At 72.7% G+C, this 15949-nt stretch carries 15 protein-coding genes and 1 pseudogene; 4 read left to right on the plus strand and 12 right to left on the minus strand.

All coding sequences use genetic code 11. The features are described from left to right. Positions 1–330 (minus strand): annotated as a pseudogene (locus ASG32_RS13905) (hypothetical protein); the annotation flags it as partial. A gap of 111 nt (positions 331–441) precedes the next feature. On the opposite strand from ASG32_RS13905, the gene ASG32_RS13910 reads away from it, so the two are divergent. Next, positions 442–783, plus strand: a complete 342-nt coding sequence (locus ASG32_RS13910) for an MmcQ/YjbR family DNA-binding protein (protein WP_056526985.1) — start codon at positions 442–444, stop codon at positions 781–783. A gap of 84 nt (positions 784–867) precedes the next feature. Here ASG32_RS13910 and ASG32_RS13915 read toward each other — a convergent pair whose 3' ends face one another. From ASG32_RS13915 to ASG32_RS13925, 3 genes are all read right to left on the minus strand, one after another. After that, positions 868–1347 (minus strand): YidB family protein, encoded by a 480-nt coding sequence (locus tag ASG32_RS13915; RefSeq protein ID WP_056526988.1) that lies wholly within the window; start codon positions 1345–1347, stop codon positions 868–870. A 126-nt stretch (positions 1348–1473) separates the two neighbouring features. After that, a complete protein-coding gene (locus tag ASG32_RS13920) occupies positions 1474–1863 on the minus strand; it encodes a nuclear transport factor 2 family protein (protein ID WP_056527156.1) in 390 nt (129 codons plus the stop codon). A gap of 160 nt (positions 1864–2023) precedes the next feature. Further along, positions 2024–3040: an LLM class flavin-dependent oxidoreductase gene (locus tag ASG32_RS13925; RefSeq protein ID WP_056526992.1), complete on the minus strand. Its 1017-nt coding sequence runs from the start codon at positions 3038–3040 to the stop codon at positions 2024–2026. 235 nt (positions 3041–3275) lie between these two features. Here ASG32_RS13925 and ASG32_RS13930 point away from each other — a divergent pair, with 235 nt between their 5' ends. Next, positions 3276–4562, plus strand: coding sequence for a hydantoinase/carbamoylase family amidase (locus ASG32_RS13930; protein ID WP_056527000.1), 1287 nt, complete (start codon positions 3276–3278; stop codon positions 4560–4562). A gap of 11 nt (positions 4563–4573) precedes the next feature. Here ASG32_RS13930 and ASG32_RS13935 read toward each other — a convergent pair whose 3' ends face one another. Then, positions 4574–5893, minus strand: coding sequence for a dihydroorotase (locus ASG32_RS13935; protein WP_056527002.1), 1320 nt, complete (start codon positions 5891–5893; stop codon positions 4574–4576). A 13-nt stretch (positions 5894–5906) separates the two neighbouring features. After that, on the minus strand, positions 5907–6587 hold the full coding sequence (locus ASG32_RS13940) for an aspartate/glutamate racemase family protein (RefSeq protein WP_020094496.1): 681 nt from the start codon (positions 6585–6587) through the stop codon (positions 5907–5909). Between the two features lie 169 nt (positions 6588–6756). Here ASG32_RS13940 and ASG32_RS13945 point away from each other — a divergent pair, with 169 nt between their 5' ends. Continuing rightward, complete coding sequence (locus ASG32_RS13945) at positions 6757–8223, plus strand: amidohydrolase family protein (RefSeq protein WP_056527005.1); 1467 nt, start codon at positions 6757–6759, stop codon at positions 8221–8223. Positions 8224–8242: 19 nt separating this feature from the next. Here the strand turns inward: ASG32_RS13945 and ASG32_RS13950 are convergent, their stop codons facing one another. The 6 genes from ASG32_RS13950 to ASG32_RS13975 all read right to left on the minus strand — a co-directional run bounded on the left by ASG32_RS13950 (position 8243) and on the right by ASG32_RS13975 (position 14356). Further along, on the minus strand, positions 8243–9835 hold the full coding sequence (locus ASG32_RS13950) for an ABC transporter substrate-binding protein (RefSeq protein WP_056527008.1): 1593 nt from the start codon (positions 9833–9835) through the stop codon (positions 8243–8245). A 180-nt stretch (positions 9836–10015) separates the two neighbouring features. Beyond that, positions 10016–11182: a Xaa-Pro peptidase family protein gene (locus ASG32_RS13955; protein ID WP_056527011.1), complete on the minus strand. Its 1167-nt coding sequence runs from the start codon at positions 11180–11182 to the stop codon at positions 10016–10018. Between the two features lie 26 nt (positions 11183–11208). Next, on the minus strand, positions 11209–11889 hold the full coding sequence (locus tag ASG32_RS13960) for a GntR family transcriptional regulator (protein WP_020094492.1): 681 nt from the start codon (positions 11887–11889) through the stop codon (positions 11209–11211). Positions 11890–11956: 67 nt separating this feature from the next. Then, positions 11957–12766: a transporter substrate-binding domain-containing protein gene (locus ASG32_RS13965; protein WP_020094491.1), complete on the minus strand. Its 810-nt coding sequence runs from the start codon at positions 12764–12766 to the stop codon at positions 11957–11959. A 65-nt stretch (positions 12767–12831) separates the two neighbouring features. Further along, positions 12832–13515, minus strand: a complete 684-nt coding sequence (locus ASG32_RS13970; protein WP_020094490.1) for an amino acid ABC transporter permease — start codon at positions 13513–13515, stop codon at positions 12832–12834. Between the two features lie 34 nt (positions 13516–13549). Continuing rightward, positions 13550–14356, minus strand: coding sequence for an amino acid ABC transporter ATP-binding protein (locus ASG32_RS13975; protein WP_056527014.1), 807 nt, complete (start codon positions 14354–14356; stop codon positions 13550–13552). 323 nt (positions 14357–14679) lie between these two features. On the opposite strand from ASG32_RS13975, the gene ASG32_RS13980 reads away from it, so the two are divergent. Then, positions 14680–15936 carry a Zn-dependent hydrolase gene (locus ASG32_RS13980; protein WP_056527017.1) on the plus strand — a complete coding sequence of 419 codons (1257 nt, stop codon included), beginning with the start codon at positions 14680–14682 and terminating at the stop codon, positions 15934–15936. Positions 15937–15949: the final 13 nt, after the last annotated feature.

Consider the following 15949-nt stretch of genomic DNA (forward strand, 5'->3'; position numbering starts at 1 on the left):
CGTCGTCGACACCGCCCGCATCACAGGCAGCAGCCCCTTCAGCACCGTCCTCAAAACCATCGGCGCCTGAACCCCGCCATCACAGGCCTGGGTAATCACGACCGTCTCGTCGATCAGCGTACGCAGGAACGTCTCGTACGGGTCGAGCTTGGAGCGGCGGGCACGCCCCTGCGGCAGGGCGGCCACCGTCCCAGTCGCGGCGAGCGCCGCCATCCAGCGGATCGCGGTTGCTTGGCCGACCCCGAAGCGGGCGGCCGCCTGACGGCGCGAGGTCGCCGCAGCCGCGGTCACCACCCGCTCGCGCAGGTCCAAGCTGTAGGGGCGGCCCATGCATCACTCCGGCTGTCGACCGGCCTGAGTGAATCAGCCTCCCAGCGCCGAGTGAACCCTACCAACCCGACTCAGCCCAAACCGAAAACGCTCTAGGGGAGGAGGGCCGCGATGGGCGTCGATATCGCGCGCGTGAAGGCGCTCATCGCGACGTTGGAGGCTGTGACCTCCGCCCCCCACTTCCACAGGACGGCCTTCCGGACGCCGCGCAAGACCTTCGCGACGCTGGACGAGGTGGGCCACGACATCAACCTGATGTTCGACCCGGACCTGCGCGACTTCTTCTGCGAGCAGGTGCCGGCGGCTTTCAGCCCCGTTCCGGGCGGCTGGGGGCGGATGGGCGCGACGCGGTGCGACCTCGCGATCGTCGACGAGGCGACCCTGATGTCGGCCCTGACGGCGGCCCACCGGCTCGCCGCGCCGAAGCCGCGCGCGCGGCGCGGCGGCGCCTGAGACCGGCGCCCGTCGCCCACGCCCCGCCGACCGTGACGGTCCCGACCCCCAAGGTCGGGCCGGGATCCGTCCGCCGGCCTGACCTCAGGCCGGGATCCGTCCGTCGGGCGTGTAGCGGTCGACGGCCCGGGGGAGCTCGCGGGACAGCCGGGAGAGCAGCTCATCGCGGGACAGTCCCGTCCGCTGGGTGAGAGCCGAGAGGACGTCGGGTCCGATCGCCTGTTCCAGGTGGTGCGGCGCGATCTCCTGGTTCGGTCCCGTCTTGACCCAGGACTGGGCGGCCGTCCCGTGACCGGCCTGCTGGAAGCGGTCCAGCATCTCGCCGAGTCCGCTGTGCAGGAACCCGCCGGGAGCCTCGCCGCGCCGGTCGCCCAGGAGGCCGCCGAGGAGACCGCCCAGGCCGGCACCGGAGCCGCCGTTGGAGCCGCCGGCCGGACCGCCGGGGCCCGCGGGCGCGGTCTGACCGGCGCCGCCCAGCAGCTCCGCGAGCTTGTCGCGGTTCTGGTAGCCTGCCAGGGCGAGGAGGCCCAGGAGCGCCGTCATCGAAGGGTAGCCATCACTCATGGTTCGTCTCCCGCTGCGGGCAGCGGGCCCGCGCCCGTTCGCCACGCGACGCCAACCAACGCGCGCGGACCCGGTTGCGATGCGGGCGGCCCCGCCGAGGCCGGCGCGGCCGCATCGCGAACGGCTCTAGCCCGCCGCGGCACCGACGGGGTTGTCGACGCCGATCGGGTAGGTGCCGTGCCCCGCCCGCACGCGGCCATCCTCGAAGACGAGCACCTCGCTGACGCTCACACCCTTCTGGTTGCGATACTGGATCACCAGCGTGTCGATGCCCGCGAAGACCTGCTCTACCGCGAAGTGGAGGTCCGGGATCCGCCGCAGGGCCTCCGTCCAGTAGGCGCGCAGCGCATCCTTGCCCCGCACCGTTCCGCCCGAAGCGGGAGCGATCCGCGCGGCGCCCGGCGAGGTGAACACGGCGTCGTCGTGGAAATGGGCCAGCACCCGCTCGACATCGTGGGCGTTCCAGGCGGCGCACCACGCGTCGGCGAACGCGTTCCAGTCCACGGGGTGCGACATCCCGGTGATCTCCATGCAAGTGCCGGACTCGGGCACCGCGTGACGGGCCGACGGGAGGCTACCGCACGCTCGCGGCGATGGGTAGGCCGACGGGCCCCGGGACAGGGCCGGCCGAGGGGCTGCATGCCCTCGGCGCCGGTGAACCCGGCCGGAGGTCGGCTCAGCGCCACCCGAGCGCGGGGGCCACGTGCGTGAGCAGGCTCTCGATGAGGTGGGCGTTGTAGGCGACGCCCAGCTGGTTCGGGACCGTCAGCAGCAGGGTGTCGGCCTCCGCGATCGCCGCGTCGGCGCGCAGCTCGTCGACCAGCCGGTCCGGCTCCGCGGCGTAGGAGCGGCCGAATACCGCCCGCATGTTGTCGATGATGCCGACCTGGTCGCTGCTCGTTCCGCGCCCGAAATAGGCGCGGTCGAGGTCGTTCACGAGCGCGAAGATCGAGCGCGAGACCGAGACCCGCGGCGTGCGGGCGTGCCCCGCATCCTGCCACGCCTGCCGGTAGCGGCGGATCTGCCTGGCCTGCTGGACGTGGAACGGCTCGCCGGTCTCGTCCGCCTTCAGGGTCGAGCTCTGCAGGTTCATGCCTTGCTGCGCCGCCCAGATCGCGGTCGCGTCGGAGGCCGATCCCCACCAGATGCGGTCCCGCAACCCCTCGGAATGCGGCTCCAGGCGCAGGAGTCCCGGCGGGTTGGCGAACATCGGCCGCGGGTTGGGCTCGGCGAACCCCGTTCCCTTCAGGAGGTCGAGGAAGACCTCGGTGTGCCGGCGCCCCATATCGGCGTCCGTCTCGCCCTCGGCCGGGGCGAAGCCGAAGTGCCGCCAGCCGTCGATGACCTGCTCGGGCGAGCCGCGGCTGAGCCCGAGCTGCAGGCGTCCGCCCGCGATGAGGTCCGCCGCGCCGGCATTCTCGACCATGGAGAACGGGTTCTCGTAGCGCATGTCGATGACGCCGGTGCCGATCTCGATGCGCTTCGTCCGGGCGCCGACTGCCGCCAGCAGCGGGAAGGGCGAGGCGAGCTGGCGCGCGAAATGGTGGACCCGGAAATAGGCGCCGTCCGCCCCGAGCTCCTCCGCGGCGACCGCGAGGTCGATCGACTGGAGGAGTGTGTCGGCCGCACTGCGCGTCGCCGACCCGCCGGTCGGCGACCAGTGCCCGAAGGACAGGAACCCGATCGTCTTCATTTGCAGAACCTCCGCCCGCCTGCCGGGACCGGCGATAGCCGCCGGAATCCGGCCGGGCAACGATCCCGCGCCGCGGTGCTGACCCGCGCGGCTGGCCGCGCGCCCGGCGATCCGGCAGACTCGGTCCCGGTGACCGGGCTCGGTGACCGGTCCCGGTGATCCGGCGGGCCGGCACGAAAGTGGCAGGGGCACCGGCGGGCCCGTCCTGGGGACCGGCGCTCGGGGAGGCGTAGCGATGGATCGCGTGTCCGCCATCACGGCCGCCGTGCGCGCGCAGCGCGCCCGGGTCGAGGCCCTGTTCGCAGAGCTGGCCCGGTGCGGCCGGACGGAGCCCGGGTTTACCCGGCCCTCCTACAGCCCGGAGGAGACCGCGGCGCACGCGGCGGTGGCGCGCTGCGCCTCCGATCTCGGCCTCGCGATCGCCCGGGACGCCGCCGCCAACACCGCCATGACGCTGCCGGGGCGGGACCGAACCCTGCCTCCGATCCTGATCGGCTCCCACCTCGACACCGTGGCCCAGGGCGGCAACTTCGACGGTGCCGCCGGCGTGGTGGCCGGGCTCGCCGCCGTCGCGGCCATCCGCCAACTCGGCCTGGAGCCGGAGCGGGACATCTCCGTCCTGGGCATCCGCGCCGAGGAGAGCGTCTGGTTCCAGGTCTCGTATATCGGGAGCCGCGCGGCGCTCGGAGCCCTGCCGGACGGGGCGCTCGACGCGGCCCGGATCGACACGGGCCTCAGCCTCGCCGACCACATCGCCCGGGAGGGTGGCGACCCGGACGCGCTCGCCCGCGGCCCGGCGGCCTTCGACGCAGCCGCGATCCACGCTTTCCTGGAGGTGCATATCGAGCAGGCGCCGAGCCTCGAGGAGGCCGGGATCCCGGTCGGGCTTTGCACCGGGATCCCCGGCAACGTCCGCTATCCCGACGTCCGCATCGCCGGCCGCTACGACCATGTCGGGACGCCGCGCCGCTTCCGGCGCGACGCGGCCATGGCCGGGGCCGAGATCGCCCTGGCGCTGGACCGGGTCTGGGCGGAGCGCGAGGCGGCCGGGTGCGCGATGGCCGTCACCTTCGGCCGGTTCCACACCGACGCCGCGGCGCACGGCCTGACCACGGTCCCGGGCGAGTTCCGGTTCAGCCTCGACATGCGGGCCTACGCGGCCGCGGTGCTGGCGGAACTGGAGGCGGCGTTCCTGGCAGCGGTGGCGGAGGTGTCCGACCGCCGCGGCGTGACGGTGACGCTGGGTCCGCGCGCCGAGGCGGGCGTCGGCGCCGTCGCGCCGCGGATCCGTGACGGGTTCGCGGCGGCCGCGGACGCCCTCGGCATCGCGACGCGGCCCCTCGGCAGCCCGGCCTCCCACGACGCCGCCGCCTTCGCGAAGGCCGGCGTGCCGATGGCGATGCTGCTCGTGCGCAACGCCAACGGCAGCCACAATCCCCGCGAGGCCATGGTGATCGACGACCTGCTCGACGCCGTGGCGATCCTCACCGCGTGGCTCGTGGCGGAGACCTGCGGCGGCTGACGGGCGCCCGGTCAGGCGGCGAAGCGCGCGAGGCGGCCGACGGGTTCGCCCAGCACCGCGTCGTCGCGCATGACGGGGATCCCGCGCACGATCGTGGCGACCGGCCAGCCGGTGACCGTCAGTCCCGCGAACGGCGTCCAGCCGCAGGGCGAGACGATCCAGGAATCCTCGATCCTGCGGCGGGCCTTCAGGTCCACCAGGGTGAAGTCCGCGTCGTAGCCGGCCGCGATGCGGCCCTTGCCGAGGAGCCCGTAGACGCGGGCCGGCCCGGCCGCCATCAGGTCGACGAGGCGGGCGAGGGACAATCGCCCCGCCGCGACGTGGTCGAGCATCACCGGCACCAGGGTCTGGACCCCGGTGAGGCCGGCCGGGCAGTCCGGCCAGGGCTGCGCCTTGGCCGCCCGCGCGTGGGGCGCGTGGTCGCTGCCGACCGTGTCGACGGTGCCGTCGTGCAGGGCCGCCCAGGCGGCCGTCCGGTGGCGCGCATCGCGGATCGGCGGGTTCATCACGCCGAGGCCGCCGAGCGTGTCGTAGCACTCGGGTGCCACCTGGGTGAGATGGTTGACCAGCACTTCGACGGTGGCGAGGTCGCGGAAGTCGCGCAGGTAGGCGAGTTCCTCGGCGGTCGAGACGTGCAGGATGTGGGTCGCCCGGCCGGTCCTGCGGGCGAGGGCCATGAGGCGCCGCGTGCCCAGGAAGGCGCATTCCGCGTCGCGCCACTCCATGTGAGTCCGGTAGGGCTGGCCCCGGCTGAACAGCGGCCTGCGCGCCTGGAGCCGGTACTCGTCCTCGCTGTGGAAGGCCATGCGCCGGTGGCCGGCGCGCATCGCCCGCTCGAGATGCGCGTCGTCCTCGATCATCAGCGCCGCCGTGGAGCTGCCGGCGAAGACTTTGACGGCGCAGACCCCCGCCTCGCGCTCCAGGGCGGCGAGCGCGTCGATGTTGGTCTTGGTGCCGGCCACGTAGAGGCCGATGTCGCACCAGCTGCGGCCCGCGACGTAGTCGCGCTTCCAGGCGAGGCGCCCGGCGTCGGCGATCGGCGGGACGGTGTTGGGCATGTCAAAAAGGGTTGCGATGCCGCCGAGGATCGCGGCCCGCGTGCCGGTCTCGATCGTTTCCACCGCCGGGTCGCCGGGATCGCGCAGGTGAACGTGACTGTCGATCAGGCCGGGCAGGACGTGCAGGCCCGCGGCGTCGATCACCGCCTCCGCCGTCGCTCCGGCCGGGACCCCGAGGGCCGCGATGCGCCCGTCGCGGATCCCGACATCCGCCGTCTCGGTGCCCCACGGCGTCACGCAGGTACCGCCGCGGATCAGGAGGTCGTACTGCATCGCCGGTTCCTTCTCACGGGGCGGCCCGGAGCAGCACGGCCCCGAGGGCCGCGGCGGCCGCCTGCTGGCAGGGCTCGATGACGGGGCAACCGATCGCGGCCTCCGCGGCGGCCCGGTGGCGCGCCATGCCGGCGCAGCCGAGCACGACCACGTCGGCGCCGTCGCGCTCGACCAGGGTCCGACCGGCCGCGATCAGGCGCGGGCCCATCGCGGCGTCCGCCGTCTCGGAGGCCCGCGCCTCCACCGGCCGGCTCCCGGCATAGCGATCCCCGAGGCCCATCTGGCGCACCGTGCGGCGCTGGCGCCGGACGCTGCCCTCGGACAGGGCCACGATGCCGAAGCGCTCCCCGAGCGTCAGGGCCCGCAGGATCCCCCACTCGGCGATGCCCATCACCGGGCGACCGCTCGCCGCCTCCCGGACCGCGTGCAGGCCCGGATCGCTGAAGCAGGCGATCACGAAGGCGTCGGACGGATCGTCCGCCACGCACCGGACGAGCGGCATCACCACCGAATCCGCGTCCCGCTGGGTCGCGATGCTCTCCGGGCCCTCCGGCAGGTCGGTCACCGCGAGGATGGGGCCGCCCGGCAGCCGCAGCGGCGCCAGGGCGGCGTCGATGGCGGCCGTCACCGCCCGGGACGCGTTCGGGTTGATGATCAGGATGCGCGCGGGCTCGGTGGTGTCGCGAGGCCGCATGGCGCCTTCCCTCTGAATACCGGTCGATCGGGATCGACCGCGATGCCGCGACGTCGACCGACCCATCGTGACCGCGGAAGACCTCAAGCGAAACCCGGGCCGCATGGCCGCCGATCCGATCGGGAGGCACCGTTCTTGCCCGCCCGCTTACGCAAGGGAGAGGTTATCGATGCAGGACGAAGCTCCGGACGCCACCGCCGAAATCACGCTGGTGAAGGGGGCCCGGTGGGTCGTCGCCTGGGATCCGGACAGCGGCGGTCACGTCTACCGCACCGGCGCGGACGTCGCCTTCGCGGACGGCGCCCTCATCCATGTCGGGCCGGGCTACGCGGGTCCCGAGCCGGCCCGGACCGTCGACGCCTCCGGCTGCATGATCATGCCCGGGCTCGTCGACATCCACACGCACCTGTTCTCGGAGCCGATGAACAAGGGGATGTGGGACGAGGTCGGCAGCCAGCGGCTCTACAACACCTCGCTCTACGAGTACCTGCCGATCCTGCGGCCCGACGCTGAGGGGACGCGGGCCGCCTACGGGGTCGCGCTCGCGGAGCTCGCCCTGTCGGGCGTCACCACCGTCTGCGACCTCGCCCTGCCGAGCGCGGGCTGGCTGGATCTCCTCGGCGCCTCGGGCCTGCGGGTCTGCATCGCCCCGATGTTCCGATCCGGGCGCTGGCTCACCCGCAACGGCCACAGCGTGGACTACGAGTGGGACGCGGCGGCGGGCCAGCGCGGCCTGGAGCAGGCCCTCGCCGAGATCGCGGCGGCGGAGGGGCACCCTAGCGGGCGCCTCTCCGGCATGCTCTGCCCGGCGCAGGTCGACACCTGCACGGCGGAGCTGCTGCGGGACGCCCATTCCGAGGCGGTCGCGCGCGACCTGCGCTTCCACACCCACGCGGCGCAGTCCCTGTCGGAATTCCACGAGATCACCCGCCGCACCGGGATGACGCCGATCGAGTGGCTCGACGATCTCGGCGTGCTCACCGAGCGGACCATCGTGGGCCACGGGATCTTCCTCGATGACCATCCCTGGACCCACTGGCACAGCCGGGGCTCGGACCTGCGCCGCCTGGCCGAGCGCGGCGCCACGGTCGCCCACTGCCCGACGGTCTTCGCCCGGCGCGGCATCGCGCTCCACCATTTCGGGCGCTACCTCCAGGCCGGAGTCAACATGGGGATCGGCACCGACGTCTACCCGCACAACATGCTCGACGAGATGCGCCTCGTCTCGTACCTCGCCCGGGTCGTCGCCGAGAATCCCCGCGACACCCGCGCGGCGGACGTGTTCCACGCCGCCACGGTGGGCGGCGCCAGGGCGCTCGGGCGCGAGGACATCGGCCGGCTCGAACCGGGCTGCAAGGCCGACTTCGTGCTCGTGGACTGCGGGCATCCGGCCATGCGCCCGTGCCGCGATCCCGTGCAGTCGCTGATCTACTCGGCCGGCGACCGCGCGGTTCGGCAGGTCTTCGTCGGCGGCCGCGAGATCGTCCGCGACGGGCGCGCCCTGACGATCGACTACGCCGCCGCCGCGGCCGCGCTGGAGGAGGCGCAGGGCCGCGCGCTCGCGCAGGTCCGGCAGCTCGACTGGGCCGGGCGCGGCCCCGACGCCATCGCGCCGCCGACCTTCCCGAGGCTGTGAGGCCCCGGAACTCGCCCCCTCAGGCGGGCCGGACGTTCCAGAACGTCGGGAACCCGTCGAGGATCCCGGTGAGGCGGGAGCGGTAGGCGGTCGGCTGCAGGTACTGGCCCAGCGGGTAGTAGGGCACGTCCTGCATCGCCTGGAGCTGGATGTCCCGGCACAGGGCGGCACGCGCCGCCTCGTCCGGGGCGGTGAGCCACGCGTCGCGCAGGGACTCGATCCGCGGGGTCGTGGCCCAGCCGGCGTAGCCGCTCTCGCCGGTGCCGCGCAGGGCGATGTAGCCCGCGGGGTTCAGCCAATCCATGCCGGACCAGTTGGTGACGAAGGCGCTCCAGCCGCCCTCCGAGACCGGCCCCTTTCGGTTGCGCCGCTGCAGCATCGCGTTGAACTCGACCGCGTAGACCTCCACCGTCATGCCGACCCGCTGCAGCAGGTCGGCCGCGACCTGGCCGAGCGCCAGCAGCGGCGCCGAGTTCGACGGCACCATCAGCAGCACGGTCTCGCCGCCGTAGCCGGCCGCCTTGAGATCGGCGCGCACCCGCGCCGGATCGCGCGGATCCGTGAGCGGCTGCAACCCGTCCGTCGAGGCCATCGGCGTGCCCGGGCAGAAGAAGCCGAGGGGCACGTGGAACAGGCCGGGATCCTCGACGCCGACGACCCCCTGCATGCACGCGGTCTGGTCGATCCCGCCCCAGAGAGCCCGCCGGATCGCCGGGTTGTTGAAGGGCGGCTGCAGGTGGTTGACCCGCAGCATGGTCACGAAGCCGGTCGGGTCGAGGACGCGGGTGCTCACGCCCTTGGCCGCCTGCAGGAGCGCGATCTGGTCGTGCGAGGCGTATTCCTGCCAGTCCGCCTCGCCGGCGATCAGCGCGGAGGTCGCCGTGGAGGTGTCGCCGATGACGCGCCACTCGACCCGGTCGAAATGGACGACCTTCGGACCCGAGGTCCAGGTCAGCGGGCCGTCCGGGCGCGGCACGTAGTCCTCGAAGCGGGTGTAGACGACGCGGTCGCCGGGCACCCGCTCGTCGGGCTTGAAGCGGAACGGTCCCGAGCCGATGAGCTCCGGCACCTGCTGGAACGGGTCGATGGCGGCGAGGCGCTCCGGCATCATGGCGCAGACCGGGACGGACGCCTTGCCCAGCGCGATTGGCAGCAGCGGGAACGGGTGTTTCAGGCGGAACCGGATCGTCCGGTCGTCGGGCGCGGAGAGTTCGTCGGTCGCCTCCATGAGGGAGCCGCCGAACGGGTCGCGCTTCGCCCAGCGCCGCAGCGACGCGACGCAGTCGCAGGCCAGCACCGGCGTCCCGTCGTGGAAGCGCAGGCCCGCCCGCAGGATCAAGTCCCAGCGGCGCCCGTCCGCCTCGACCCGATGGCCCTCGACCATCTGCGGCGTGGCGCGATAGGCCGCGTCCATGCCGTAGAGCGTGTCGAAGACCATGTAGCCGTGGTTGCGGGTGATGTACGCGAAGGTCGTCACGGGATCGAGGGTGACGAGATCCTGCTGCGGGATGAAGCGCAGGGTCCGGGCCGCCTCCGCGCGGACGAGGGCCGGCGCCGCGACGGCGCCGGCGACGAGGGCGCCGGCTCCCTGCAACAGCGTGCGTCGCTTCATCCGAGACCTCCCGCTCCGCTCCGGCACCACGCACCGGTGGGCCGGGTCCCCGCGGGAAGCCCGGCCCGGCATCGCTTGCAGGAATGGGGCCGGCTCCCGCTCGGCGTCGCCGACCAGTCCGCGACCGCGGGAGCGGTACGGCGGCCCGTCAGTTCAAGCTCCGCTTGTGAAAGCAACGCCTCACCGCACCGACAGGGTGCGCGGCAGGTCGGACAGGGGCTCGACCCCGTCTGCGGTGACGATGACGGTCTCCGAGGCGCCGACCGTCCAGGCGCCGTAGCGGCGCAGGGTGGCCGGCAGGTGGAAGACCATGCCGGGTTCGATCGGCCGGTCCTGTCCGGTGAACAGCGAGAGCAGGGCACCCTCTCCCCAGTCCGGCGCGAAGGCGACGCCCATCGAGTAGCCGATCCGCTTGCGGAAGGCCGGGCCGTAGCCCGCCGCGTCGATCACGGCCTGCGCCGCCGCGTGCGGGGCGGCGCAGGGATGGCCGGGGCGGATCGCGCCGAGCGCCGCGTCGAGGGCGCGCAGGGCGCAGTCCATCATCCGCTGCGCCTCGGCCGGCGGCGGGCCGATCCAGACGCTGCGCATCAGCGCCGCGTGGTAGCGGGCGTGGCTGCCGGCGAGCTCAAGGAAGACCGCGTCGCTCGGCTCCAGCCGGCGGCGCCGCCACGTCATGTGCGGCAGACCGCTGCGCGGTCCCGACGCGACCAGCGGCTCCATCGCCATGGCCTCGGATCCGGCGGCCGTTGCGGCCGCCAGCATGGCGGCGGCGACGGCGTTCTCGTCGGTGCCGGCCGCGCAGGCGTCGAGCCCCGCGGCGAGACCGGCCTGCGCGTACCGGGCGGCGGCCCGGATCGCCGCCAGTTCGGCCGACGACTTCACCGCCCGCAGGGGGGCGAGGAGGCCGGATCCGTCGGGCAGCGGGCCGCTTCCGAGGGCGGCGTCGATCCGCGCCGCGAGCGCCGGCGCGACGAACCAGCCGTCCCGCTCCAGGGCCGGCCGGGCGACCCCGCGCCCGCGCACGAGGGCCGCCAGGGCCGCGGCCGGGTCGGCGCCGTCCGGGTAGGCCCGGATGTCGTCGAGCCACGTGTTGGCGGCCGCGCCCGGCAGTTCGAGCTGCCGGACCAGGAGGGCCGGGTCGCCGTCCACGGGCACGAGGAGTGCCTGGAAGGCGAAGTAGCCCGCCGTCTGGCGGCCGGTCAGCCAGTAGATCGTCTCCGGGCCGGTCACCACGAGGGCGTCGTGGCCGGCACCCGCGATGGCGGCCCGGGCCGCCGCCTGCCGGGCGGCGAACTCCGCCTCCGGGAAGGCCGCCTCGCGGCCGCGCAGCTCCGTGAACTCGTGCATCGCGCCGCCCTCGTCCCAGACTTCGCTCAGACTTCGCTCAGGCGCTGGATGATGCCCTGCTTGAAATTCTCGAGATGGGCCGCGATCGCGTCCGCCGCCGCCGCCGCGTCCTTGGCCCGCAGGGCGGCGACCACCGCGAGGTGCTCGCGATGGACCGCCTCGAACCGCTCGGGCATCCGGCTTAGGTTGAACATCTGCGTCTTGAGCCGCAGGTCCTTGATCGTCTTGGCGAGGGTCGCGTTCTGGCTGTGCTCCGCGATCAGGTCGTGGAAGCGCCGGTCGACCTCCCAGTTGCCCGGCGCGTCCGGGTCGCCCGCCGCCAAGAGTGCCTCCATCTGACGCTGCAGGTCCGCCAGCACCGCGTCGGCGATGCGGCCGGTGGCCAGCGCGACGCTCTCCCGCTCCAGCAGGCGGCGGACATGCAGGATCTCGATCAGCTCGCGCAGGGAGAATTCCTTGACCACGAGCATCCCGCCGGGTTGCCGCTCGATCAACCCCTCGGTCTCCAGCCGCGACATCGCCTCGCGGGTCGGGGTCCTGGAGATGTCGAGCATCTCGGCGAGGCGGCGCTCGTGCAGCACGGTGCCGGCCGGAAGGTCGCGGCGGACGAGCATGTCGAGCAGGCGGTCGTAGGCCATCTGGCCGAGGCTCTGCTCGCGCCGTGCACTGAGCGCCGTCGTGTACGACGCGGCGTCGAGGGTCTTCATGGTGTCCTCCCGGAGCGGCCGGCTCAGCCGCTCCCCATTCTTGTTCTCGCGCGTCCGCCGTGCCCGCTCACATGGCGGGCGTGCGGATCGGCTCCTTCGGGGCCGGATCATAGCCGATCAGCGGGGTAACGAGCTTGGCGTAGGTACCGTCCGCGACCATCTCGCCGAGCGCCTTGTTGACGGCGGCGTGCAGGTTCGGCTTGCCCTTCTTGATGGCGAAGCCCTTCTGGACCGTGCTCAGCGGGGTCTCGATCATCACCAGGGGCAGCTTGCGCGCCTTGATGGCGTAGTTGCCGGCCACCGCGTCGTTGATCACCGCGTCGATGTTGCCGCCGACGAGGTCCTGCATGGCGTCCGCGGCCGTCTTGTAGCTCTTCAGGGTGGCGCCGTTCTCCTCGGCGAGCTTGCCGAAGGTCGAGGCCGAGAGGGCGCCGACGTTGCGGCCCTTGAGATCCGCCGGCCCCTTGATGCCGGTATCCTTGCGGGTGACGATCCGCGCGCCGGATTCGAGCCACCCGTCCGCGAAGGCGACCTGCTTCTGCCGGGCGGGGGTGATGTCCATCGACTCGCTGGTGATGTCGTACTGGTCGGCCATCAGGCCCACCAGCAGGGCGTCGAACTTGATGTTGACCGGGCTGTACTCGAGCCCGAGCCGGCGGCAGACCTCGCGCATGACCCGGACCTCCAGCCCGTCGAGCTCGCCGCTCGGCGTGCGCATGCTGAAGGGCGCGAAGGTGCTGTCCGTCGCCACGATCAGCTTGCCGGGCTCGATCAGCTCCAGCTTGCCCTCGGCCGCGCGGGTCGCGGGGGCGGCGAGGATCCCTGCGCCGAGGCTGGCGCAGAGGGCGGCGAGGGCGAGGACGTGGCGGCGGTTCATGGTGATCTCCGGTCTCGGGACGGGGCGGGAAGGATCGGCCGCGGCCCGTCCCGCGGCGGGGGGGCTCAGGACAGGCGGGCGTAGCGCCGCTCGAAATAGGCCGAGAGCTGCGACAGGATCGACGTGAGGCCGAGGTAGATCAGCGCCGCCGCGATGTAGAAATCGAACGGCCGGAAGGTCGTGGCGATCATGAGCTGCGCGTAGAGCGTCAGCTCCACCACCGTGATCGTCGACAGCAGCGAGGTATTCTTCACCGCCGAGATCGCCTCGTTGGTCAGCGACGGCAGGATCATGCGGAAGACCTGCGGCAGGACGATGCGCACCATCATGATCCGCGGGTTCATGCCGAGCGCCAGCGCCGACTCGACCTGACCCCGGGGGATCGCCGCGAGGCCGGCCCGGATCGTCTCGGCCACGTAGGCGCCGCTGCTGACACCCAGCGCGATGATGCCGGCGGTCACGGGCGAGAGCTTCACCCCGACCTGCGGCATGCCGAAATACACGATGAAGACCTGCACGAGGGTCGGCGTGCCGCGGATGAACCAGACGTAGAAGCTCGCCAGCGCCCGGAAGGGCGCGAAGGACGAGCGCTTGCCCAGCGCCCCGAGCAGGCCGCAGGCCCAGCTCACCAGGATGCTCGCCACCGTGACGCCGAGCACCACTAGGGTCGCCGAGAGGAAGCCGGGGCCGTAGGTGACGACCTCGTCCGAGAGGGTGAGCCACCACTCCTGCAACGCCGCGACGCTCATCGCTGTCCCTTCTCCCCGGTGATGGGCCGGCGCCTCACGCCGTCTGTCCCGGCGCGGCGGGCTGGTGCAGGACGCGCCGGAGGAACTGGCGCAGCCGCTCGCTCCGGGGCGCGCCGATGATGGCGTCGGGCGGCCCGTCCTCGGCGATCACGCCGCCGTCGAAGAACAGGGTGCGGGTGCCGACATCCCGGGCGAAGGCCATCTCGTGGGTGACGAGCAGCATCGTCATCCCGTCCGCCGCGAGGGAGCCCATCAGCGCCAGCACCTCGCCGACCAGCTCCGGATCGAGGGCCGAGGTCACCTCGTCGAACAGCATCACCTTGGGCGCCATCGCCAGGGCGCGCACGATCGCCACGCGCTGCTGCTGCCCGCCCGAGAGCTTCGACGGGTAGGCGTGCCGCTTCTCGTAGAGGCCGATGCGCTGGAGCAGCGCCTCCGCCTCCGCGACGGCCTGCCGGCGCGGCATCCGACGTACCCGGATCGGCGCCTCGATGACGTTCTCCAGCACGGTCATGTGCGGCCAGAGATTGTAGCTCTGGAAGACCATGCCGATCCGCGCCCGCAACTCGCAGAGCTGCTGCGGCGTCGGCTGGCGGCGGGCGCCCTGCTCGTAGTCGAAGGCGAAGCGCTCGAAATCCATGAAGCCGGAGGTCGGCGTCTCCATGAGGTTCAGGCAGCGCAGGAACGTGCTCTTGCCCGAGCCGCTCGCACCGATGATCGACACGACCTCGCCCTCTCGGATGTCGAGGGAGATGCCCTTCAGGACCTCGTTGGTGCCGTAGCTCTTGTGCAGCTTCCTGATCTTCAGGAGCGGGGGCGCGGCCGTCTCGGTCTGAGCCATCGTTAAACCTGATGTTTTTCAGTCGCTTCGCGGATCGATGCTTAGATCCGCACGCAGATCGCATTATGTTGCTGTTTTATCGTTCATAAAATCTCTCAATATAGAGATTTAATTTTCCATCCGCCGACGTTTTACATTGCCAAATCGGATGGGATGCCTTAGCAGAACCGGTATACCGCCGGCATTCAAGCGGTATTTTTGAGCATGGCTGCCTCCGACATGGTCATCGAACTTCCGGATCCCGGTATTCCCTTCGCGACTGCGCCGGGCGCGTGCCTCATTGTTCAGCCGATGGACCGGGTCGGACCCGCGCGGCAGCCGGCATGACCCGGCTCGCGATCGATCCGGATCTCTGCGCGGGCCTGTTCGCCGAGCTCCTGAGCTTCAGCGAGGACGCGCCGGGCGTGACGCGGGCGGCCTACGGCGTCGGCGAGGAGCGCGCCCACGCCCTGATGCGAGCCACCGGGCTGGCACTCGGGCTCGCCGCCGAGACCGACGCGGCCGGCAACCTGTTCCTGACGATGGCGGGCCGCGACCCGGCACTGGCGCCCTGGATGGTCGGCTCTCACGTCGACACGGTGCCCCACGGGGGCAATTTCGACGGGGCGGCGGGCGTGATCGGCGGCCTCGCGGCCGTGGAGGCCCTGCGCCGGGCTGGGATCGTGCCGGCGCGTCCCGTGACGGTGGCGGTGTTCCGGGCCGAGGAGAGCGTGTGGTTCCCGGCCTCCTACGTCGGCAGCCGGGCCGCGCTCGGCCTGCTGCCGCCGGAGGTGCTCGACCTGCCCCGCGCCGATACCGGCCGGAGCCTGCGCGACCACATGGCCGAACTCGGCCTGCGGCCGGGGGCGGTGGCGCGGGGCGAGCGGCTCCTCGATCAGGCGCGGATCCACGGCTTCGTCGAGATGCACATCGAGCAGGGCCCGGCGCTGGAGGCGGCCGGGCTCCCCGTGGGCTTCGTCACGGCGATCAGCGGCAGCTTCCGCTACCGCAAGGCGGCCTGCTTCGGCCGCTACGGCCATTCCGGCGCCGTGGCGCGGGGCGACCGCAGCGACGCCGTCTTCGCCCTCGCCGACCTGATCACCGGCCTGGACGCGCTCTGGGGCAGGCTGGAGGCGGAGGGCTGCCCGGCCACGATCACGCTGGGCGAGGTCGCCACCGACCCGGTTCAGCACGCCTTCGCCAAGATCCCCGGCGAAGTCCGCTTCTGCCTCGACGTGCGCAGCACCGAGCCGGCCGTTCTCGACCGGGTCGAGGCGGCGCTCGCCGAGCATATCGCCGCCATCGAGGCCGCCCGCTCGGTACGCTTCGTGCTGGGCGAGCGGACCGGCAGCACGCCGGCGCGGATGAGCGCCGCGCTGGTCGAGGCCCTGTCCGGCCACGCGCGCCGGCTCGGGACGCCGTTCCGCACGATGGCGAGCGGGGCGGGGCACGACACCGCGACGCTGGCCGGCCAGGGCGTGCCGAGCACGATGATCTTCATCCGCAACCAGAACGGCAGCCACAACCCGGACGAGGCGATGCGGATCGCGGATCTGTGCGCCGCCGCCACCCTGGTGGCCCACCTGGTCGCCGAAGCCTGACCCCGCGCGCGAG

The sequence above is a fragment of the Methylobacterium sp. Leaf361 genome (assembly GCF_001424445.1).
Classification (GTDB): Bacteria; Pseudomonadota; Alphaproteobacteria; order Rhizobiales; family Beijerinckiaceae; genus Methylobacterium.